This window comes from Salinarimonas soli (assembly GCF_008386575.1).
Lineage (GTDB): Bacteria > Pseudomonadota > Alphaproteobacteria > Rhizobiales > Beijerinckiaceae > Salinarimonas_A > Salinarimonas_A soli.
This window is the reverse complement of sequence record NZ_VUOA01000006.1, coordinates 1-20284: the sequence shown is the minus strand read 5'-3', so window position 1 is coordinate 20284 and position 20284 is coordinate 1. Positions and strand designations below refer to the sequence as shown.

Below are 20284 nucleotides of genomic sequence, written 5' to 3'. Positions count from 1 at the left end.
GAGAGTTCCTATGCAGATCGGGGCTAATCAACAGAACATCGACACGAGCCAGTGGGCCAGCCTCGACGGCAAGGCCGGCCTGTCGTTCAACGACATTCTGATGGGCATGCTTCAGCTTCTCCAGTCCGGCCAGAGGGTCGGCGAGGGAGCGGGCGGCGGAGCGGCCGGCGAGGCGGGCGGCTGCGGCGCGGCGGGCAGCGCCACAGGCTGCGGCGGCGCGGGCGGGGCAGGCGGCATCGGCGATGCCGGCGCCACGAATGCCTGCGGCGGCGCGAACGGCTCCGACAACGGGATCCTGATGCCCAGCCAGGCCGGCGGCGCCGGGGCGGTGGGCTCGTCGGGCTCGTGCGGCGGCATGGACGGGGGCTACGATTTCGGCTCGGACTCCCTGGACGCCGCGGGCGGCTGCGGCTCCTCGTCGGGCGTCGGCGAGGCCGGCGGCTGCGGCGAGGTCGGCGCGACCGGATCGGACGTCGACGGCGCGTCCGGAGCCGGCGAGGGCTGCCCCCGGTGCTGCGGACCGCAGTGCAGCTGCAATGGCAACGCCTCGCGCAACGGCGTGAGCGTCTTCCGCGGCAACAAGCTCCAGTGATCCGGCGGTCCGGCTCCCGCGCCGGATCCCCGCCAAGCGAGAGGTGACGAGATGGGCCCCCTCGATCTCACGCGTCTCGATCCCGCCGCCATCGGCGGGATCGCACGCCTTCGCCTCAAGGCGGCGCTCGACGAGCGCCGTCACCTCGTCGATCCGGAGGCCTTCTTCACGGAGGCTACCGAATCCGGCCTGTTCACGGGCACCGCGCTCCATTTCGAGAACGGCCTTCTCACCGGCCGCAGCAGCGTGGACGGCCCGGCCGCCGCCTATCTCCAGTTCTTCGACGACGGGCGCCGTCTCGGGCTCGCCCGCGAGCCCCTGGAGCGCTACATCGCCCAGCGGATCGCGGGGGTCACGCTTCCCGCCACCCTGCTGCCGGAGGCGCGCGAGGAGGCCCTGGCGCTCGGCTTCGCGACGCCTCCACCGGACGCACCCCTCCACCGGACGGGCACGGCGGCCATGGTGCTGGCGCCGGGCCAGCGCGCGCGCATTCTCGGCTCGTGGCGCTGGGGCAACTGGAGCGATCCGGACCTCAACCGCATCGCGCTTCATCGAGGGGAGGGCGGCCTCGTCCTCGACCTCTATCGCTTGGGCGGCGCGGAGCGCACGCCCTCCGCGCGGTGGGCCCTGCCCTGGGAGGAGGACGTGGTCCTGGCCGCGCGCCTCCTGCTCTCGCCCGAGGAGACCGCAGCCCTTCTCGACGGCGCGAAGGACCCCGACTTCACGGGCGGCCTCGTGGAGAGTCTCGAAGGCGGTCCGCTCTGGCGCTCGGCCATGACGGTGCTGCGCCAGCGCATCAGCATCGAGCCCTCGCCCGACCACCTGCGCCTCACGGTCGAGGCGCTGCGCATGATGGCCCGCATCGGACGGCCGATCTACGCGTGAGACGAGGGGGCTATGCTCCAACCTCGCCCCCTGCCTCCGCGGGGGCAGGCTCTGAGGCGCCCACGGCGTGGGCCTCGAAGGATGCCCCAGAGGGCTCCGGGGAACTGTGGCCCCGTCCTGCGTGCTTCGAGAGGCGCTCTCCGAGCGCTCCTCAGCATGAGGGGGTGGGGAGTGTGATGAAAGGGGAGGGAGCCGCGCCCGTCCCCGTCCCCGATCGCCTCAAGGATAAAGCATCTCCCGGCTCCAGCCCTCGCTCCCGCGCGTGAACACGGCGCGGTCGTGGAGGCGGAAGGGGCGGTCCTGCCAGAACTCGATGCTCACCGGCGCGATACGGAACCCCGTCCAGTGCGGCGGGCGCGGCACGTCGCCCACGGCAAAGCGCGTCGCGTGCACCGCCACTGCCTTCTCCAGGGCGAACCGGCTCTCCAAGGGGCGCGACTGGCGGCTCGCCCAGGCGCCGATGCGGCTGTCGCGGGGGCGGCTCTGGAAATAGGCGTCGGCCTCGGCGTCGTCCACGACCGTGACGGGGCCCCGGGCCCGCACCTGCCGGCGCAGGGACTTCCAGTGCAGGCAGATCGCCGCCTTGCCCTGGCCGAGCAGCTCGCGGCCCTTGTTCGATTCCGTGTTCGTGTAGAAGACGAACCCCGTCTCGTCGAAGCCCTTGAGCAGCACCATGCGCACGTTGGGCAGCCCCGTCTCGTCGACAGTGGCGAGAGCCATGGCGTTGGGGTCGTTGGGCTCGGACGCGGTAGCCTCCCCGAGCCAGTCGCGAAAGAGGGCGAACGGCTCCTCGGCCTCGGTGAAGTCACCGGCTTTTAACCCATTCACGGTTTTATCCCCTCGTGTGGTCATGGAGTATCGGGTGGAGCGGCGCGTGAGGCAGGCCCTGTCGCGACGGGTGTACAGGATCGCGGCGGCGCGAGTCGACGGCGCGCGCGTCGCACTCGCGTGTCTTGCCGGATATGCCGGCCTCGTGCTCGGCGGCTGCTCGGTGACCATGCCCATCACCTCCATCGGCGCCGACCGCGACGTGACGGGCTCCACGACGCCCCGCTCCATCTCGCCGCTCTCGCCCGATCTCGGCACCGAGGACTGGCGCCGCGCCAAGGCCGCGATGGCGGTGGCCCTCGACCCGCAGGGCAATGGCGCCGTGGTGAACTGGGACAATCCCGACACGCTGCTCAAGGGCACCTTCGCCCCCGTGGGCTCGCCCTTCGTGAAGAACGACCTCGTCTGCCGCGCCTTCATCGCCTCGCTCGGCGGGCAGGACGAGACCAAATGGCTCCAGGGCTCGGCCTGCCGCCCCTCGGGCGAGGAATGGACGGTCCAGGACGTGAAGCCCTGGCGCAAGCCCGCCTGAGCGCTCCTTTGCCGGCATGAGGGCTTGAAACCCTCGCGCAAGCCTGTCCCTTTAACCTGGACGTCAAATCGCGTCGTCCCGTTGTTGCCGCTCGGCAACACCCCACCCATATGAGCGGGAGCCGCTCATGCCCGGGAGAACCCTGGGCGCACGAACCCCCGCGGCACCGGATGATGGCCCATGCGTGACCCCTACGACGTGCTCGGCGTGCCCAAATCGGCCAGCGAGGCCGAGATCAAGAAGGCGTTCCGCCGGCTCGCCAAGGCCTACCATCCCGACCAGAACCAGGACGACCCTAAGGCGACTGCGCGCTTCTCGGAGGTGAACCAGGCCTACGAGATCCTCGGCGACGCGGCCAAGCGCGCGCAGTTCGACCGCGGCGAGATCGACGGGGACGGCAAGCCGCGCTTCCGGGGCTTCGAGGGCTTCTCCGGCGGGCGCGGCGAGGGCATGGGCCGGGGCGGCTTCGGGTTCGGCTTCGGCGGGCGCAAGGGCGGCGCGGGACCGGGCGCCGGGGCGGGCACGGGTCCCGGGGGCGACGACATCTTCTCCCAGATCTTCGGCGAGGCGTTCCGCGCCGCCGAGCAGCGTGCCGGCGGCGGCGGAGCGGGAGCGACCGGCGGCACCCGCTCGCGCACCACGGGACGGGGAGGGGACGTGTCGGTCACCCTCACGGTCACCGTTGAGGAGATCGCGCAGGGCGCCAAGAAGCGCCTCGACCTGCCCACCGGCCGCTCCGTCGACGTGAGCATTCCGAAGGCCGTCACCGACGGGCAGGTGATCCGCGTGCGGGGCCTAGGCGAGGCGAGCCCCTTCGGCGAGCCGGGCGACGCCATGCTCACCATCCGCATCGCGCCCCATCCACGCTTCACGGTGGAGGGCTCGAACCTGCGGCTGCGGCTGCCCATCGCCCTCGACGAGGCGGTGCTCGGCGCCAACGTGCGCGTCTCGACCCTCGACGGCGAGGTCGCGATGACCGTGCCGCCCATGACGAGCTCGGGCCGCACCTTCCGCCTGCGCGGCAAGGGCCTCCCCTCCAAGGAGGGCACGGGCGACCTCTACGTGGTGGTGGAGATCAAGCTGCCCGAGGGGCCCGACGAGGAGCTCGTCGCCTATGCCCGCAAGCGCCGGGCCGCCCGCGTCGAGGGCTGAGGACAACGGCGGGAGGGCTTAGCCCTCGTCCCGAGGTGCTCAGCTGTAGGTGAGCCTCGAAGGATGTTGCAGGGTCCCCAGAGAGCTGCGGCAGCGTCCCTCGATACGCGCGGAGCCGGCTCGGGCGCCCGCGCCCGCGCATCGGGCCTATGCATGGAGCAGCCTTGCTCCGGCCCGCCGCCTGACGCAAAGAGGGCGCCCCTCCCGCGCAAGGGCGCCCCATGATCTTCGGAATCCCGTACTCGGACGTCGCTTTCCTCGCGGTCGCGCTGCTCGCGGCAGGCGCCGCGACGGGGCTTCTCGCGGGGGTGTTCGGGGTGGGCGGCGGCGCCGTGGTGGTGCCGGCGCTCTACGAGCTCTTCCGCGCGGTGGGCGTGCCCGACGAGGTGCGCATGCCGCTCTGCGTGGGCACCTCGCTCGCCGTCATCATCCCCACCTCGATCCGCTCGTTCAACGCCCACCGGGCGAAGGGCAAGGTGGACATGTCGGTGCTGCGGCAATGGGCGATCCCCGTGGTGGCGGGTGTGATCCTCGGCAGCCTCGTCGCGCGCTACGCCCCCGCGGACCTGTTCAAGGGGGTGTTCGTCGCGGTGGCGGGCATCTCGGCGGTGCGGCTCCTCTTCGCCCGCGACTCGTGGCGCTTCGGCACGGAGATGCCGACGGGGCCCATCATGACGCTCTACGGCCTCGTCATCGGCCTGCTCTCGGCCCTCATGGGCATCGGCGGCGGGCAGCTCTCCAACCTGTTCATGACCTTCTACGGCCGCCCGATCCACCAGGCGGTCGCGACGTCGTCGGGGCTCGGCGTCCTCATCTCGATCCCCGGCGCCATCGGCTATCTCTATGCGGGCTGGCCCAAGGCCGCCGCCTACCCGGATGTGGCGGCGCTCCAGTTCCCCCTTGCGGTGGGCTATGTCTCCCTCATCGGCTTCGCGCTCTTCGTGCCGACCAGCATCTGGACGGCGCCCATCGGCGCGCGGTTCGCCCACACCCTGTCGAAGCGCCGCCTGGAGGTGGCGTTCGGGATCTTCCTCCTGCTCGTCTGCGTCCGCTTCCTCTGGAGCCTCATCGTCGGCTGAGGCGGCCTCAGCCGGTCCAGTCCAGGGACCGGCCGACGGCCTTGGCCCAGAGCGCCACCTGGCGCTCGCGCTCGTCGGCGGGCAGCGAGGGCGTCCAGCGGCGGTCGACGGCCCAGTTCGCGGCGAGCTCGTCCGTCCCCGACCAGACGCCGACCGCAAGCCCCGCCGCATAGGCCGCGCCGAGCGCCGTGGTCTCCGTCACCTTCGGGCGCACGACGGGGAGATCCAGGAGGTCGGACTGCACCTGCATGAGCAGGCCGTTCACCGTCATGCCGCCGTCGACCCGCAATTCCGTGAGGCGGATGCCGGAATCCTGCGCCATGGCCTCCAGCACGTCGCGGGTCTGGAAGGCGGTGGCCTCCAGGGCGGCGCGGGCGATCTCGCCTCGGCCCGCATAGCGGGTGAGGCCGCCGATGAGCCCGCGCGCCGCCTCGTTCCAGTAGGGCGCGTAGAGCCCCGAGAAGGCCGGCACGATCACGACACCGCCATTGTGCGGCACGGAGGCCGCGAGCGCCTCGATGTCGGCGCTGTGCTCAATAAGACCGAGATTGTCGCGCAGCCATTGCACGAGCGCCCCCGCGATCGCGATCGAGCCCTCCAGGGCATAGACGGGCCGGGCGGCGCCGAAGCGGTAGGCGAGGGTGGTGACGAGGCCCGCCTTCGAGGGGAACGGCGTCTCGCCCGTGTTCATGAGCATGAAGCAGCCGGTGCCGTAGGTGTTCTTCGCCTCGCCGGGACGGAAGCACGCCTGGCCCACGAGCGCCGCCTGCTGGTCACCCAGGATCCCGGCGATGGGCACGCCCTTCAGCGGCCCCGACACGGCCTCCCCGTAGACCTCGCTCGAGGAGACGATCTCCGGCAGGCAGGTGGCCGGGATGCCGAACAGGTCGAGGATGGCGGGGTCCCATTCGAGCGTCGCGAGATCCATAAGCTGGGTGCGGCTCGCGTTCGTCACGTCCGTCACGTGGCGGCCCGTGAGGCGCCAGAGCAGGAACGCGTCCACCGTGCCGAACAGGGCGTCGCCGCTCTCCGCCCGCTCGCGGGCGCCCGGCACGTTGTCGAGGAGCCAGCGCAGCTTGAGGCCCGAGAAGTAGCTCGCGAGCGGCAGGCCGGTCGTGGCGCGAAGGCGGTCCTTGCCGCCCTCGCGCGCAAGCTCCGCCACCATGGCGTCGACTCGGGTGTCCTGCCAGACGAGGGCGTTGTGGAGCGGTGCGCCCGTGCGCCGGTCCCATAGGAGCGTGGTCTCGCGCTGGTTGGTGATGCCGACGGCCTTGAGGTCGCTCCCCGCGATCCCCGCCTTCGCAAGCGCCTCCGCGATCACCGCCTCGGTGTTGCGCCAGATCTCCTCGCCGTCGTGCTCGACGAGGCCCGGGCGCGGATAGACCTGGGCGTGCTCGCGCTGCGCCATGGCGACGATGGCGCCGTCGCCGTCGAAGACGATGAAGCGCGTGCTCGTGGTGCCCTGATCGATGGCGCCGACGACGTCCCTCATGATGCGTTTCCCCTGAAATCCTTGTTGCCGAGACCTTGGCGGGTGTCGCCGCTCTTGTCACGCGGGAGGGCCGGAACCCGGCCGCCGATGGGGCGTTTCCAGAGGAGAACATTTAGCGAACAAGGAAGCCCCTCATGGCCCAGCAGAACGCGAAGAGCCGCCACAAGGACCCAGTCGAGGTCGAGAACCCGAAGGTGAACCCGGATCCCAACACGAACCAGGTGAAGGACCCGGAGGATTGGGTCACCGGCCACGAGCCGATGACGGGGGCGCAGGCCTCCTACCTGAAGACCCTCTCCGAGCAGGCCCATGACCCGAAGGCCTACGACCCGGAGCTCGACAAGGCCGAGGCGTCGAAGCGCATCGACGAGATGAAGCACAAGACCGGGCGCTGAGCCCCGTCCGCCACAGGCGGGTCCGATCTCTGACGGGGCGGGCCCGCCTTAACCTTTTGTTAACCATGACGGACGAGCGTGCCGGCTCCAAACGCAGATGGAGCGGGCACGTGAGGCGGGAACGGGTTCTGATCGTGGAGGGCGACCGGATGAAGCGCGAGCTTCTCTCCGCCTATCTCGGCGCTGCGGGCTACGCCGTGGTCGAGGCCGCGAGCGGGGAGGAGGGCTTCTCCCGCCTGCGCATGGATCGCGCGCGAATCGACCGTCTGGTCGTGGGTGTCATCCCCCACACGATGGTCTGCGCCGCTGTGCTCGTCGACGAGTTCAAGGCCCATCACCGCGCCCGCGAGGCCCTGGTGATCGAGCGGACAGCGTCGCCCGCCGACGTCGCGGCGCTCCTCCAGCGCGCGGCGACGGCTCCCGCGCCGGTGCGTCCCGCGCTCGCTGCCCAGCCGGTCGCCGCGGCCGCGTAAATCGGCCGTTGACGGCAATTCCGTCCGCTCACGCTTGTTCCCGGGGAACCCCTCGCATTTTCGTGCGTGGTTTCCCATATAAGGATCATGGGGCAGCGGCCCCGCGCCAAGGCGTCAGGCCCCGGCGCGTCGCGGCATTCCCCGACAGGTGAACGGATATGTTGAACCACGCTTCTCGCCGCTCCTTTGCGATGGTCGCGCTCGCCGCGATCCTCTCGCTCGCTGCGGCCGACGTCGCCGACGCCCGCGCGGGCCGCTCCGGCTCGTTCGGCTCCCGCGGCGGACGCACCTATCAGGCTCCCCCCTCGACGCCGACGGCGCCGACCCAGGCCCGTCCGTTCGACCGCACGATCACGCAGCCCGGTCCGGCCCAGCCTGGTTTCCGGCAGCCCGGCGCGCCCGGCAACCTGGGCACCCAGGCGGCGCGTCCGCGCTTCGGCGGCGGCTTCTTCGCGGGTCTCCTCGGCGCGGGCCTGCTCGGCGCGCTGTTCGGCGCGGGCTTCTTCGGGGGCCTCGGCGGCCTCGCCTCGATCCTCGGCTTCGTGCTGCAGGTGCTCCTGATCGGCGGGCTCATCATGCTGGCGCTGCGGTTCTTCCGCCGCCGGCAGGAGCCCTCCTTCGCGGCCCAGCAGCGCTCCGCCCTGGGCGGCATGGGTGGCCCGACGGGCGGACCTGGCCCGATGGGCGCCCAGCGCTCAGGCCTCGGCCCCATGGGGGCCATGGGCGCCGCCGCGGGCACGCGCCCGGGTCCCATGGGCGGCCCCGCCGCGCAGGCGCCGCTCCAGGTGCTGCCGGCGGATTTCGAGGCCTTCGAGCGCAACCTCGTGGCCGTCCAGGCGGCCTATGACCGGGGCGACGTGGGCACGCTGCGCACGCTCACCACGCCGGAGATGGCGTCCTATTTCGAGGGCGAGCTCTCCGACGACGGCCGCCGCGGGGTCAAGGCCCACGTCACCGACGTGAAGCTCCTCCAGGGCGATCTCGCGGAAGCCTGGCGGGAGAACGGCGTCGACTACGCCACGGTCGCCATGCGCTACCAGCTGCGCGAGGGCGTGACCGAGCGGGCCACAGGCCGGGTGATCGAGGGCGACCCCACGCGCCTCACCGAGGCCACCGAGGTCTGGACCTTCCGGCGCGAGCCGGGCGCCTCCTGGAGCCTCTCGGGCATCCAGCAGGTCTGACGCCCACGGGCGGACGCGATATGCAAGAGGACGGCCGGCGCCACGCCGGCCGTTTTCGTTTGGGGGGTAGGGCAGGGTCGCCTCTCTCCACCGCCCTCATGCTGAGGAGGCCTGCGAAGCAGGCCGTCTCGAAGCACGCACCACGCTTGTAAGCGGGAGGGAGATCCGCGGAGCGCCCTTCGAGGCCCTGCTCCGCAGGGCACCTCAGGACGAGGGTGAGGATTGGATCGGCGGGGGGCTCCCCCCGTCAGTGCCCGCCGCGGCTCTGGCGGACGTCGCGGGGGCTTTCCAGGATGGAAAGCAGGCTTTCGGCGACGTGGCGCGCCTCGTCGTCCTGCAGGCGCAGCAGCATGGGCTCCCGGGCCCCGGCCTGAAGCGCCAGGATGGGCTGGCCCTCCTCGTCGACGCCGATGTCGATGGTGGGCGAGGTCACGTCCTCGATGTCGCCTTCGAGCTCGCCGGCGTCCTCGTCGGCCAAGGGAGCGTCGCCGGCCTGCGCCATGACCTCGACGAGCTGCGTCAGCGCGGCCGCGAGCGTGCGGGCCGAGCCCGCATCCATGACGACGGCCGTGGTCTGCTCGTCCTTCTGAAACGAGATCTGGATCTTGTCGCCGTCGACGGAGAGGGAGATGGCGGCCATGCTCGGTCCGGTTGCCTGACCCCATCATGTGGGGATCGGCGGTCTTTTTGTCCAGGGACGGGGCTAGGGCAGGCCCCGCCGCCCGCGACGGCGCCGGAACCGGGCTTCCCGCCCCCTGTTGACCCCAAATATCGGTGACCAGGAGAGCATCCGTGAGCCAGACCCTGCAGACGCAAGCCTTCCCGGACCCCACGCCCGCCGATCCGAACCCGGCGCCGGCCCGGCCGGGAACGCCGAGCGAGGCGCCTCAGCGCGACGTGCCGATCGGTGTGCCCTCGCCCGTGCCCGAGCAGGCGCCGGTCCCCTCGGAGCCCGTCGGGGTTCCGCCGACGGCGCCGCCGGAGATCCCCTCGAACCCGACGAGCCCGCAGCCGATGATGTAGGGCGGTCCGACCTTCAAGGGCGCGGCGCCGGGCTCGGCGGGATCGCGCCGGGATCGTTCGGGCCCGGCACGGCTTGCGTCGCGGCGGGGCGGCCCTCCATCAAGGGCAGGTTCTCGGGACGCGACGCCGAGATGTCGACAGCCGTCGAGGCCGGCGGGCTCCCGGGCGCGGCGGGCAGGGTGGCGTTCGGCGTGGCACCCGGAGCGACCCCCGGAAGCGGGGTCTGCGGCGGCACCGTGCCCTGCGCCGCGGCGAGCGCGGTCGAGGCGATCAGGGCGAGGGCGGCGAGGCGTAGGGGCATGGCGTCACTCCGGGGAACCGGGTCGCCAACGTCCCGCCGCGAGGGCGGGTTCCGGCGCAAGGGTGTCAGCCGTCCGCGTCCGGCTGGGAGCGGCGGGACCGCTTGTCCTTCCAGCGCTCGAGCGGCCGGGCCCAGCCCAAAGGCTCCTCGTCCCGCGACAGCCACTCGACGAGGGCGATCACGAGAAGCACGAAGGCCAGGCCGATCACCCAAGCCGAGTAAGACATTTCACCTGCAACGGAGGGATGAATGAGCCTCCATACTGCCCGGGAAATCTAAAGGATGGGTTTTCGCGGGGGTGAGGTTACTGGGGTACTTGGCGAAAACGAAGGGTTCCACGAGTTGTCGTGCCACGACAACGCTACCTTTTCTGGCGAGGCGAGCATTCCCGGCCCCGCTGCGAGCATCGCGCGGGTCGAGCCGCGGGCCGCCGTCTCGCGCGAGCGTGATCCGGACAACTGCCGATAAGATCCCAGCCTGTGGCGGGGATGCGACACCGCTTGCGGTCCCCGCCTGCTAGTGCTGGGTCTCGCATGATCGATTCGTAAGCAAGGCTCATGATCTCTCGACGCATCCTCATCGCCGCTCTCCTGGGCGCCCCGGTCGCCGCCTGCAACACGGTGCAGCAGGCCCAGACCGCCGTCACGGCCGAGGACGATCTCTCGGGATGGTATACGGGCGAGGTGATCCCCGACAGCCCGCACCCGATCCCGAAAGTGGACCGCACGCGGCTGCGCCCCGAGTTCAACCGCCAGGTCGTGGCCTATGACGGCGGCGAGGCACCGGGCTCCATCGTGGTCGATATCGACCGGCGCTTCCTCTATCTCGTCCAGCCCGAGGGCAAGGCGCTGCGCTACGGCGTCGGCGTGGGCCGCCAGGGCTTCTCGTGGCGCGGCGTCGCGACCGTCGGGCGCAAGTCCGTGTGGCCGGCCTGGAGCCCCACCACGACGATGGTGAGCCTCAACCGGACCCTGCCACGCTTCATGGAGGGCGGCATCGGCAACCCGCTCGGGGCCCGCGCCCTCTACCTCTACCAGGGCGGCCGGGACATCCTGTTCCGCATCCACGGCACGAACGAGCCCTGGTCCATCGGCGAGGCCGTCTCGTCGGGCTGCGTCCGCATGCTCAACGAGGACGTCCGCGACCTGCACGACCGCGTGCCCGTCGGCACGACGGTCTACGTCAAGCGGGGCGGCCGTCTGCGGACCTGAGGGCCTCCTTTGCGTCCGAGATATATGATCAAGGAGACTTAATGCACCGGTCGGAGTTGGCCGAACGGTGCGTTATTCTATCCAGCAAACAGGCCCGATCGCCTGTGGCCCTTATAACGTAAACCTCTGTCTACAGCGCTCTCCGCTCTCGCCGTTAAATCTAAAAATTTACGCCGATCACAGTTTCCCCTGCATGCCCTCTCCAAACCGCATAGCCGCTCGGCTACCTTGAGCGTTATACGGATGAGCGGATCCGTGGGAGCGTTGCGTGTCGTCCCCTCCTGTCAACGTCAATAACCGAGCGGCCATCGAGCGTGTTCTGGAGAAGACGCTCGAGGAGACGCAGCGCGATCTCGCGGCGTTCCTGAAAGCCCGGACCGAGGCGCCGACCCTCGATCCGCGCCAGAACGACGGCCGCAACCGCGAGCAGCCCCGCGAGCCCGACACGGGCGCGCAGGCCCGCCTCAAGCAGGCGATCCGCGAGCAGGAAGCGCTGGACGCCAGCCGCCGTGCCTCCCGCCTCGTCGCCCCCGAGCCCGTGCGTCCCGCAACGCCCCGGCGCGAGGCGCCCGCGCGTCAGGCGCCGGTTCCGCAGCGCCCCGACGCGGCCGGGCTCGTGCCGGGGCGGACGCCTCGCCAGCCCATCACGCCCCAGGCCTTCGCGACGCCGGGTCTCGTCCCCAATCCCCTGATCGCCGACGACCGGCCGGTGGCCGGCACCGGCGCGCCCCGCGTCTCGCCCGCCGGCTCGCGCAACCCGGCCCCCGTCGCGCCGCCCGCGCCGGTCGAGCCGAGCCGCGCCGAGCGGCTTCTCGCCGAGCGCCGCCCGGTCGGCGACTGGCCGCCCATCCCGGCCGACATGCGGGTCGCGCCGACGGGCGCCGCAATCCTTGCACCGGCCCCCGGCGGGCCGCGCCTCAGCGCCGTGGTGCCGCGCAAGGTGCAGGATCGCATCGACGAGTTCTACCGCACGGGCGTCTTGAACCCCGAGCCCTTCCGCTTCGATCCCGTCGACCCGCTTCCCGTGGTGTCCCGCGCGGCGCCGATGCCACGCTCGGGGCTCGCCGCCAGCGGCCCGTCGGACGCTCCCCGCGCCATGCCCGAGCCGCCGCGCCTGCGCCTCGTCGCGGGCACGATGGCCTGAGAACCCGACGCCGCGTCACGTATCGCGGCGCACCGCAACTGCCGGACGAACATGCTCCCGTAAGGGAACTTGGCTGTTCTGCCGCTGTTGCAAAAGCGCTTGGCTTGGGCCAAGCCATGAACCCGCCCGTGGGCGGCTTGAACGGCTGAGCATTTGGGGACAGCGATGACGAAGTGGGTGTACACCTTCGGCGACGGTCAGGCCGAGGGCGAGGCCGGCATGCGCAATCTGCTCGGCGGCAAGGGCGCGAACCTCGCCGAGATGTCGAACCTCGGGCTTCCCGTCCCGCCGGGCTTCACAATCACCACCGAGGTCTGCACCTATTACTACGACCACGGCCAGTCCTACCCCCCTGAGCTCGAGGGCCAGGTGCGCGCGGCGCTCGACACTGTTGGGCGCCTGACGGGCCGCGCCTTCGGCGATCCGGCGAACCCGCTCCTCGTCTCCGTGCGCTCGGGCGCCCGCGCCTCCATGCCGGGCATGATGGATACGGTCCTCAATCTCGGCCTCAACGACGGCACCGTCGAGGCGCTGGCGAGGGCCGCGGGCGACGAGCGCTTCGCCTATGACAGCTACCGCCGCTTCATCACCATGTACTCGAACGTGGTGCTCGAGATCGACCACCACCATTTCGAGGAGGTGCTCGACGGCTACAAGGACCGCAAGGGCTACACCCTCGACACGGACCTCACGGCCGCCGACTGGAAGACCCTCATCGGCCAGTACAAGGGCATCGTCGAGCGCCATCTCGGCCGGCCCTTCCCGCAGGATCCGCAGGAGCAGCTCTGGGGCGCCATCGGCGCCGTGTTCGGCTCGTGGATGAACAACCGCGCCATCAAGTACCGCGAGCTGCACGCCATCCCCGCGAGCTGGGGCACCGCCGTCAACGTCCAGGCCATGGTCTTCGGCAACATGGGCGAGACCTCGGCCACGGGCGTGGCCTTCACCCGCAACCCCTCCACGGGCGAGAGCGAGCTCTACGGCGAGTTCCTCATCAACGCCCAGGGCGAGGACGTGGTGGCGGGCATCCGCACGCCGCAGGACATCACGGAACGCGCCCGCATCGCGGCCGGCTCCACGAAGCCCTCCATGGAAGCCGAGATGCCGGAGGCCTATGGCGAGCTCGTGCGCATCTACGGCATCCTGGAGCGGCACTACCGCGACATGCAGGACATGGAGTTCACCATCGAGGCGGGGAAGCTCTGGATGCTCCAGACCCGCAGCGGCAAGCGCACGGCGAAGGCCGCCCTGCGCATCGCGGTGGAGCTCGCGAGCGAGGGCCTGATCAGCGAGGCGGAGGCCGTCGGCCGCGTCGATCCCGCCTCCCTCGACCAGCTCCTCCACCCGACCATCGACCCCAAGGCCGACCGCACCATCCTCGCCACCGGCCTGCCGGCCTCCCCTGGCGCCGCCGCCGGCGAGGTGGTGTTCAATTCCGAGGACGCGGAAGCCGCCCGGAAGGCGGGGCGCAAGTGCATCCTGGTGCGCATCGAGACCAGCCCTGAGGACATCCACGGCATGCACGCGGCGGAGGGCATCCTCACCACCCGCGGCGGCATGACCTCGCACGCCGCCGTGGTGGCGCGCGGCATGGGCAAGCCCTGCGTCTCGGGCGCCGGCACCATCCGGATCGACTACGCCAACCAGACCATGACGGTGGGCGGACGCACGGTCGCCAAGGGCGAGATCCTCACCATCGACGGCTCGATGGGCCAGGTTCTGCTCGGCCAGGTGAAGATGCAGGAGCCCGAGCTTTCGGGCGAGTTCGCGACCCTCATGGGCTGGGCCGACAAGGCGCGGCGCATGAAGATCCGCGCCAATGCCGAGACGCCGCTCGACGCCCGAACCGCCCGCACCTTCGGCGCCGAGGGCATCGGCCTGTGCCGCACCGAGCACATGTTCTTCGAGGGCGACCGCATCGTCGCCGTGCGCGAGATGATCCTCGCCGAGGACGAGGCGGGGCGCCGCACGGCGCTCGCCAAGCTGCTGCCCTACCAGCGGGCGGACTTCGTCGAGCTCTTCACGATCATGAGCGGGCTCCCCGTCACGATCCGCCTCCTCGACCCGCCGCTCCACGAGTTCCTGCCCCACACGGAGGAGGAGATCGCGGAGGTGGCGGGCGCCATGGGGACGAGCGCCGAGAAGCTCAAGCGCCGCGCCCAGGAGCTGCACGAGTTCAACCCGATGCTGGGCTTCCGCGGCTGCCGGCTCGCGATCCTCTATCCCGAGATCGCCGAGATGCAGGCCCGCGCCATCTTCGAGGCGGCGGCCGAGGCCGCGAAGGCCACGGGCGCGCCCGTGACGCCGGAGGTCATGGTGCCCCTCGTCATGACGAAGGCCGAGCTCGACCTCGTGAAGGCGCGCATCGATGCCATGGCGCAGGCCGTCATGACGGAGACGGGCACGCAGATCGAGTACCAGGTCGGCACCATGATCGAGCTGCCCCGCGCCGCTCTTCGGGCGGGCGACATCGCCGAGAGCGCGGAGTTCTTCTCGTTCGGCACCAACGACCTCACCCAGACCACGCTCGGCATCTCCCGCGACGACGCGGCCTCCTTCCTCGGCCCCTATGTCCAGAAGGGGATCATCGAGGCGGACCCGTTCGTGACGCTGGACCAGGAGGGCGTGGGCGAGCTCGTCTCGCTTGCCGCCGAGCGCGGCAGGCGGACCCGCAACGGCATCAAGCTCGGCATCTGCGGCGAGCACGGCGGCGACCCGGCCTCGATCCGCTTCTGCCAGTCACTGGGCCTCGACTACGTCTCCTGCTCCCCCTACCGCGTCCCGATCGCGCGCCTCGCCGCCGCCCAAGCGGCGATCGGCGGCAAGGTGGCGAGCCAGGCCTGAGGGGCGCGACTCCCCTCTCCCATGGGGGAGGGGCCGGGGGTGAGGGGGTACCACGCGCATCCAGGTATCTCCCCGCCCCCTCATGCTGAGGAGCCCGCGCCAGCGGGCGTCTCGAAGCACGCACCACGCCTCCACAGCTGACTGGCGATCCGTGGAGCGCCCTTCGAGGCCCGCCTGCGGCGGGCACCTCAGGACGGGGGTGAGAGTGGGACAGCGGGTTGGGAGTTTGGCTGGTTTGAGAGGGGAGTCCCCCCTCAAAACAAGCTCAACTGCCCCGGTGCCCCACGCACCGGCGGCACGAAAAGGTCGGTGCGCAGCCGCAACCCCCCGCGACGCGCCATGCCCAGCCGCCGCAGGGCCGTCTCGAAGCGGCGGGCGGTCAGCGTGGCGTAGGGGCCGGTGCCGGTGAGGCGGGTGCCGAAAGCCGCATCGTAGTCCCGGCCGCCGCGCATCTCGCGCAGGATCGCGAACACCCGCTCCGCCTTGCCCGGATAATACTCGACGAGCCAGTCGCGCACGATCTCCTTGAGCTCGTGCGGCAGGCGCAGCACCACGTAGCCCGCCTCGCGCGCCCCGGCTGCGTGGGCCGCCTCCAGGATCGCTTCCAGCTCGTGGTCGTTGATGCCGGGGATCAGCGGCGCCGCGAGCACGAGGACCGGCACGCCCGCCTCCGAGAGCGCCCGGATCGCCTCCAGGCGCTTGCGCGGCGCGCTGGCGCGGGGCTCCATCCGGCGCGCCAGCACAGGGTCGAGGGTGGTGACAGAGACGGCGACCTTGGCTGTCCCGGCCCGTCCCATGGGCCCCAGGAGGTCGAGGTCGCGGGTCACCATCGCGCCCTTCGTGACGATCCCCACCGGGTGCCCCGACTTTGAGAGCACCTCCAGCACCTCGCGCGTGATCCGCAGGCGGCGCTCGATCGGCTGGTAGGGGTCCGTGTTGGCGCCGAGCGCGATGGCCTGGGGCACGTAGCCCGGCGCCGAGAGCTCGCGGGTCAGGAGCTCGGCGGCGTTGGGCTTGGCGAAGAGCTTCGTCTCGAAATCGAGCCCCGGCGAGAGCCCCAGATAGGCGTGCGTCGGGCGGGCGAAGCAGTAGACGCAGCCGTGCTCGCAGCCCCGGTACGGGTTGATTGAGCGGTCGAAGCCGATGTCGGGCGAATCGTTGCGGCTGATGATGGAGCGGGCCGCCTCCATGGCAACGTCGGTGGCAAGCGGCGGCGCCTCCTCGGCGATGTCCCAGCCGTCGTCGAAGCCCTCCCGCGCCAGCGGCTCGAAGCGCGCGTGCGGGCTCGACACCGCGCCGCGGCCGCGGTGGGGCAGGGGCTGTCGGGGAGGGGACATCGGGCGCTCTCCAGGGCGGGAGCGCGAACATATCAGGAACAAGCGCGGCCGTGGAGTCGGCTGTCCGCAATTTTCTTTTCGCACTTGCGAGATCACGCGCCCGGGTCGCGTTATGATGCGCCCATGATCACAGGTCTCGTTCTCGTTGAGCGCGGCGTCGAAGCGCTCGCCGTCACCTTGTCCCACCTCGTCCCCGGCGTCGCCGAGGGGCTCGTCGGCGATGCCGTGGTGATCGCCCGGCGGGACGACGAGGACGTGGCCCGGGTCGCCGATGCGACCGGCGCGGCCCTCGTGGTGATCGGGCCGGGCGACGACCCCTGGACCGCCGCGGCGGGGATCGCGCGGCGCGACTGGCTCCTGTGCCTGCGCGACGGCGACATGCCTGCTGATGGCTGGATTCGCGCCCTCGACCGCTTCACCCTCACCGCGTCCGGCACCGGCCTCCCCATCGGCCGCCTCGCCCGCCCCTGGCGCGAGCGGCTGCCCGCCCTCCTGGAGGGGCGCCTCCACGGCCCGCGCCTCCGCCCCGGCGACCTCGTCCACCGCAGCCGGGTGGCGGAGCCCGCCAGGGCGCGGGTGGTGCGGCTGCCGGTGGGGATCGTGCGGGACGGGGGGTGACGCGCCAACGGCTGTCATCCCCGGCTGGAGCCCGTCAGGGCGGAAGGGAAGGGGATCCAGCGCAACTCTTGTCGCGAAGCGACGCTTGATGCCCGTCGAGGGCCCTTTGCGGGCCGAAGTGAGCCGCTGCGCGGCAGCATCGCTTACGCTAGATCCCCTTCCCCTCCGCGCGACAAGCGCGCTCCGGCCGGGGATGACACGGGGAGTCCGTCATCCAGCGTTAGTCCTCTCCAACGCTAGCCCTTAATGCCGCGCCGACCCGCCCGCTGTCTCCGCCCCGATCCAATCCATCACCTCGCACAGGGCGTCGCGGGGTGTGGCGCCGCGGCCGGTGGCGTCGGTGAAGAGGGCGAGCTGGCGGTCGGCGCTGGTGCCGCGGTGCAGGATGTCGCGGGCGACGGCGAGCGAGGCGTCGCAGCCCATGGCGGCGGCGTCCTCGGCCACGAGGGCGAGGGTCTCGTCCAGCACGGCCGCGACGGGCTTCGCGCTGCGGGTGGCCTCGTCGACGAAGCTGCCGTGGATGCCGTAGCGCTGGGCGCGCCAATGGTTCTCCAGCACGATCGCCCGCGAGGCGCCGTCGAGCCCGCGATTGACCCCCGGCGAGCGGGCGAGGTGGCGCACGAGGCAGCGGTAGAGCGCCGCGATGGCGAGCGCGTCCTCGGCCCGGGTGCACACGTCCGCCACCCGCAATTCCAGCGTCGGATGCTTCAGGGACGGGCGGATCACCCACCACAGGAAGCTCGAGTTCTCGATCGCCCGGGCCTCGACGAGCGTGTCGACGTAGCGCTGGTACTCGGCGGCGCTGCCGAACAGGTCGGGCAGGCCTGAGCGCGGCAGCTCCTGGGCGGCCGCCGAGCGGTAGCTCATCAGCCCCGTGCGCTGGCCCTGCCAGAAGGGCGAGGAGGTGGAGAGCGCGAGCAGCAGCGGCAGGAAAGGCAGGATGCGGTTCATCACGTCGATGCGGTCGTCGAGCTCGCCGAGCGCCACGTGGACGTGGAGGCCCGACACGACGTGGCGGCTTCCCACCATCTGGAGGTCGTGCATCACCTTGCCGTAGCGCCGCTGCGGGGTGGCGCGTTGGCGGGTCCAGGCCGCGATGGGGTGAGTGCCCACGGCGGTCAGCAGGAGGTCATGCTCGCGGGCAAGCCGGGAGAGGCCGCCGCGCAGCCGCTGCAGGGTGTCGCGCGCCTCCTGGCAGGTGGAGAGCGGCCGGGTCGCGATCTCGACCTGCGATTCGAGCAGCTCGGGATGCACCTCGTCGGGGAAGGCGTCCTGCGCGGCCTCGATGAAGCCGCGGGTGCCGTTGCGGGCGGTGTCGCGCCGCCTGGCATCGCTCAGGAAGTACTCTTCCTCGATGCCGAAGGTGAACTCTTGCACCATGGTGTACCCTTGGCGCTCCCGGTCGGGAGCGCTCACTCGAAGCCGTGTGGGATGAAGCGCGTGAGGGCCGCTAGCGTCGTCGCAGCCTCACCCAGCGGCCGGTCTCGCGGGCGCGTCTAGCGCCAGTCGCCGAGCGCGGTCTGGACGAGGGCGAGAACGGCCACCGCAGCCGTGTCGGCGCGCAGGATCCGCGGTCCAAGGGACACGCGAACGACGCGTGGGTGGCGCAGGGCAAGCGCTCGCTCCTCATCCGTGAAGCCCCCCTCGGGGCCCACGATAACGGCCACCTTCGCGGCCGGGTTCCGGCTCCCTTGCCGCAGGGCCCGGACGGGATCGCCGACGGGCGCCTCCTCGTCGCAGAACACGAGATCACGGTCCGGCTCCAGCTCCGCCAGGACCCGCTCCATGGGCGCCTCCGCCGCGATCTCGGGCAGCGCCAGGATCCCGCATTGCTCGGCGGCCTCGATGGCGTTGGCGCGCATGCGCTCCAGGTTCACCCGCTGGGCCTGGGTCCGCCGGGTGATCACGGGCTGGAGGCGGCTTGCCCCCATCTCGACGGCCTTCTGGACCATGTAGTCGAGGCGCGCGTGCTTGAGCGGCGCGAAGGCGTAGACCACGTCGGGGCCGGCCTCCTGCGGGCGGGTCTGCTCGGTCGTGACGAGGTCGGCGCTCTTGCGCCCGTCCGGCGCCACCTCGGCCCGCCACTCGCCGTCGCGCCCGTTGAAGACGAGCACGGATCCGCCCTCGCGCAGGCGCAGCACGTTGAGGAGGTAGTTGGCCTGGGCCCGGTCCAAGGCGACGCGGGCGCCGAGCCTGAGCGGGGCGTCGAGGAAGAGGCGGGGGGCGTCGAAATCGTACTTCGCCATGGCGGTATCCTATGCCCGCACGGCGCCCGCATGGCTCCACCAGCCGGGACGCCGCTCGGCGAGAGTCTCGGCGGCGGTCCGGGCCGCCGCGGTGTCGCGAAACAGCGCGAAGCCCGTGGCGCCGCTGCCGCTCATGGAGGCGTGGACGGCGCCCGGCAGGCGCTCCAGCTCCGCCACCACCTCGCCTACCACGGGCGCGACCGTACAGGCCGCCGGGAGGAGGTCGTTGCCGCGCAGGCGGAGTTCTTCGGCGAGATGCTCGACGTCGCGGATCGGGCCTGCGAGGGGCGGCGGCGCGGGCCCGCGCTCGAGGGCCGCATAGGCGCGGAATACCGCGGGCGTGGCGGTGGCGACGCCGGGATTGACGAGAAGGATCGCGAGCGGGGGCAGGGCAGGGGCGGGCGTCAGCGCCTCGCCGATCCCGGCCATGAGGGTGGGCCGTCCCGCGACGCAGACGGGCACGTCCGCGCCGAGCCTGGCCCCCATCTCGCGCAGGCGCGCCTCGTCGAAACCCGTCTCCCACAGGGCATCGAGGAGGCGCAGGGCCGCGGCGGCGTCCGAGGACCCGCCGCCGAGCCCCGCCTCGACGGGGATGAGCTTCGTGAGCCGCAGCCGCGCGCCCATGCCAGACCGCGCATGCTCCCGCAGGAGCCGGGCGGCCTTGAGCACGAGGTTGCTCTCGACCGGCCCGGCGCGGCCCGCGAAGGGGCCGTCCACCACGAGGCTGAGATCGTCTGCCGGCTCCGCCGCGAGGCGGTCGGCGGGGTCGGCGAAGACGGCGAGGGAATCGAGAAGGTGGTAGCCGTCGGGGCGCCGCCCGACCACCTTGAGGTAGAGGTTGACCTTGGCGGGGGCCTCGGCGGCGCCCGGCCCCGCGGGGCTCATCGCCCGCGGATCCGCTGGCCCTGCTGGCCCTCCTCGCGTCCCAAGGTCTCGAACACCTTGGCGACG

Annotated in this window: 22 protein-coding genes; 13 read left to right on the top strand and 9 right to left on the bottom strand. The window is 71.7% G+C overall.

Going from position 1 to position 20284, the window contains the following annotated elements:
• Positions 1-10 precede the first annotated feature (10 nt).
• Together F0L46_RS02570 and F0L46_RS02565 are read left to right on the top strand one after the other, a co-directional pair.
• On the top strand, positions 11-592 hold the full coding sequence (locus F0L46_RS02570; protein ID WP_149815463.1) for a hypothetical protein: 582 nt from the start codon (positions 11-13) through the stop codon (positions 590-592).
• Positions 593-643: 51 nt separating this feature from the next.
• Entirely contained in the window at positions 644-1477 is an 834-nt protein-coding gene (locus F0L46_RS02565) for a hypothetical protein (protein ID WP_149815462.1), read from the top strand.
• 219 nt (positions 1478-1696) lie between these two features.
• Here F0L46_RS02565 and pdxH read toward each other — a convergent pair whose 3' ends face one another.
• Positions 1697-2329: a pyridoxamine 5'-phosphate oxidase gene (gene pdxH / locus F0L46_RS02560; RefSeq protein ID WP_149815461.1), complete on the bottom strand. Its 633-nt coding sequence runs from the start codon at positions 2327-2329 to the stop codon at positions 1697-1699.
• Between the two features lie 22 nt (positions 2330-2351).
• On the opposite strand from pdxH, the gene F0L46_RS02555 reads away from it, so the two are divergent.
• From F0L46_RS02555 to F0L46_RS02545, 3 genes are all read left to right on the top strand, one after another.
• Positions 2352-2837: an RT0821/Lpp0805 family surface protein gene (locus F0L46_RS02555; protein ID WP_240539828.1), complete on the top strand. Its 486-nt coding sequence runs from the start codon at positions 2352-2354 to the stop codon at positions 2835-2837.
• A gap of 180 nt (positions 2838-3017) precedes the next feature.
• Positions 3018-3989: a DnaJ C-terminal domain-containing protein gene (locus F0L46_RS02550; protein WP_149815460.1), complete on the top strand. Its 972-nt coding sequence runs from the start codon at positions 3018-3020 to the stop codon at positions 3987-3989.
• Positions 3990-4210: 221 nt separating this feature from the next.
• Positions 4211-5068: a sulfite exporter TauE/SafE family protein gene (locus F0L46_RS02545; RefSeq protein ID WP_149815459.1), complete on the top strand. Its 858-nt coding sequence runs from the start codon at positions 4211-4213 to the stop codon at positions 5066-5068.
• Between the two features lie 7 nt (positions 5069-5075).
• On the opposite strand, the gene glpK is transcribed toward F0L46_RS02545, so the two are convergent.
• Positions 5076-6560, bottom strand: coding sequence for a glycerol kinase GlpK (gene glpK, locus F0L46_RS02540; protein ID WP_149815458.1), 1485 nt, complete (start codon positions 6558-6560; stop codon positions 5076-5078).
• Between the two features lie 134 nt (positions 6561-6694).
• Between glpK and F0L46_RS02535 the strand changes: the two genes are divergently transcribed.
• The 3 genes from F0L46_RS02535 (at position 6695) to F0L46_RS02525 (ending at position 8609) form a co-directional block, all read left to right on the top strand.
• Positions 6695-6955: a DUF3072 domain-containing protein gene (locus tag F0L46_RS02535; protein ID WP_149815457.1), complete on the top strand. Its 261-nt coding sequence runs from the start codon at positions 6695-6697 to the stop codon at positions 6953-6955.
• A gap of 110 nt (positions 6956-7065) precedes the next feature.
• Positions 7066-7428: a response regulator gene (locus tag F0L46_RS02530; RefSeq protein WP_149815456.1), complete on the top strand. Its 363-nt coding sequence runs from the start codon at positions 7066-7068 to the stop codon at positions 7426-7428.
• Positions 7429-7586: 158 nt separating this feature from the next.
• A complete protein-coding gene (locus F0L46_RS02525) occupies positions 7587-8609 on the top strand; it encodes a Tim44 domain-containing protein (protein ID WP_149815455.1) in 1023 nt (340 codons plus the stop codon).
• Between the two features lie 247 nt (positions 8610-8856).
• Here F0L46_RS02525 and F0L46_RS02520 read toward each other — a convergent pair whose 3' ends face one another.
• Positions 8857-9249 (bottom strand): hypothetical protein, encoded by a 393-nt coding sequence (locus tag F0L46_RS02520; protein ID WP_149815454.1) that lies wholly within the window; start codon positions 9247-9249, stop codon positions 8857-8859.
• A 152-nt stretch (positions 9250-9401) separates the two neighbouring features.
• Between F0L46_RS02520 and F0L46_RS02515 the strand changes: the two genes are divergently transcribed.
• Entirely contained in the window at positions 9402-9632 is a 231-nt protein-coding gene (locus tag F0L46_RS02515; protein ID WP_149815453.1) for a hypothetical protein, read from the top strand.
• 13 nt (positions 9633-9645) lie between these two features.
• On the opposite strand, the gene F0L46_RS02510 is transcribed toward F0L46_RS02515, so the two are convergent.
• Both F0L46_RS02510 and F0L46_RS25995 read right to left on the bottom strand, forming a co-directional pair.
• Entirely contained in the window at positions 9646-9933 is a 288-nt protein-coding gene (locus tag F0L46_RS02510; RefSeq protein WP_149815452.1) for a hypothetical protein, read from the bottom strand.
• Positions 9934-9998: 65 nt separating this feature from the next.
• A complete protein-coding gene (locus tag F0L46_RS25995) occupies positions 9999-10160 on the bottom strand; it encodes a hypothetical protein (RefSeq protein ID WP_188311825.1) in 162 nt (53 codons plus the stop codon).
• Positions 10161-10490: 330 nt separating this feature from the next.
• Between F0L46_RS25995 and F0L46_RS02505 the strand changes: the two genes are divergently transcribed.
• From F0L46_RS02505 to ppdK, 3 genes are all read left to right on the top strand, one after another.
• The gene (locus F0L46_RS02505; protein WP_149815451.1) at positions 10491-11144 is read left to right on the top strand and encodes a L,D-transpeptidase; all 654 of its coding nucleotides are present in this window, start codon (positions 10491-10493) and stop codon (positions 11142-11144) included.
• A 268-nt stretch (positions 11145-11412) separates the two neighbouring features.
• The gene (locus F0L46_RS02500; RefSeq protein ID WP_149815450.1) at positions 11413-12288 is read left to right on the top strand and encodes a hypothetical protein; all 876 of its coding nucleotides are present in this window, start codon (positions 11413-11415) and stop codon (positions 12286-12288) included.
• Between the two features lie 165 nt (positions 12289-12453).
• The gene (gene ppdK / locus F0L46_RS02495; protein WP_149815449.1) at positions 12454-15132 is read left to right on the top strand and encodes a pyruvate, phosphate dikinase; all 2679 of its coding nucleotides are present in this window, start codon (positions 12454-12456) and stop codon (positions 15130-15132) included.
• Between the two features lie 254 nt (positions 15133-15386).
• Here the strand turns inward: ppdK and F0L46_RS02490 are convergent, their stop codons facing one another.
• On the bottom strand, positions 15387-16469 hold the full coding sequence (locus F0L46_RS02490) for a PA0069 family radical SAM protein (protein WP_149815448.1): 1083 nt from the start codon (positions 16467-16469) through the stop codon (positions 15387-15389).
• A 123-nt stretch (positions 16470-16592) separates the two neighbouring features.
• On the opposite strand from F0L46_RS02490, the gene F0L46_RS02485 reads away from it, so the two are divergent.
• A complete protein-coding gene (locus F0L46_RS02485; RefSeq protein ID WP_149815447.1) occupies positions 16593-17087 on the top strand; it encodes a hypothetical protein in 495 nt (164 codons plus the stop codon).
• A gap of 243 nt (positions 17088-17330) precedes the next feature.
• Here the strand turns inward: F0L46_RS02485 and F0L46_RS02480 are convergent, their stop codons facing one another.
• The 3 genes from F0L46_RS02480 to F0L46_RS02470 all read right to left on the bottom strand — a co-directional run bounded on the left by F0L46_RS02480 (position 17331) and on the right by F0L46_RS02470 (position 20218).
• Positions 17331-18467, bottom strand: a complete 1137-nt coding sequence (locus tag F0L46_RS02480; protein WP_149815446.1) for a carboxylate-amine ligase — start codon at positions 18465-18467, stop codon at positions 17331-17333.
• 116 nt (positions 18468-18583) lie between these two features.
• The gene (locus F0L46_RS02475) at positions 18584-19333 is read right to left on the bottom strand and encodes a 16S rRNA (uracil(1498)-N(3))-methyltransferase (RefSeq protein WP_149815445.1); all 750 of its coding nucleotides are present in this window, start codon (positions 19331-19333) and stop codon (positions 18584-18586) included.
• A gap of 9 nt (positions 19334-19342) precedes the next feature.
• Positions 19343-20218: a 4-(cytidine 5'-diphospho)-2-C-methyl-D-erythritol kinase gene (locus tag F0L46_RS02470; RefSeq protein WP_149815444.1), complete on the bottom strand. Its 876-nt coding sequence runs from the start codon at positions 20216-20218 to the stop codon at positions 19343-19345.
• Between the last annotated feature and the right edge of the window lie 66 nt (positions 20219-20284).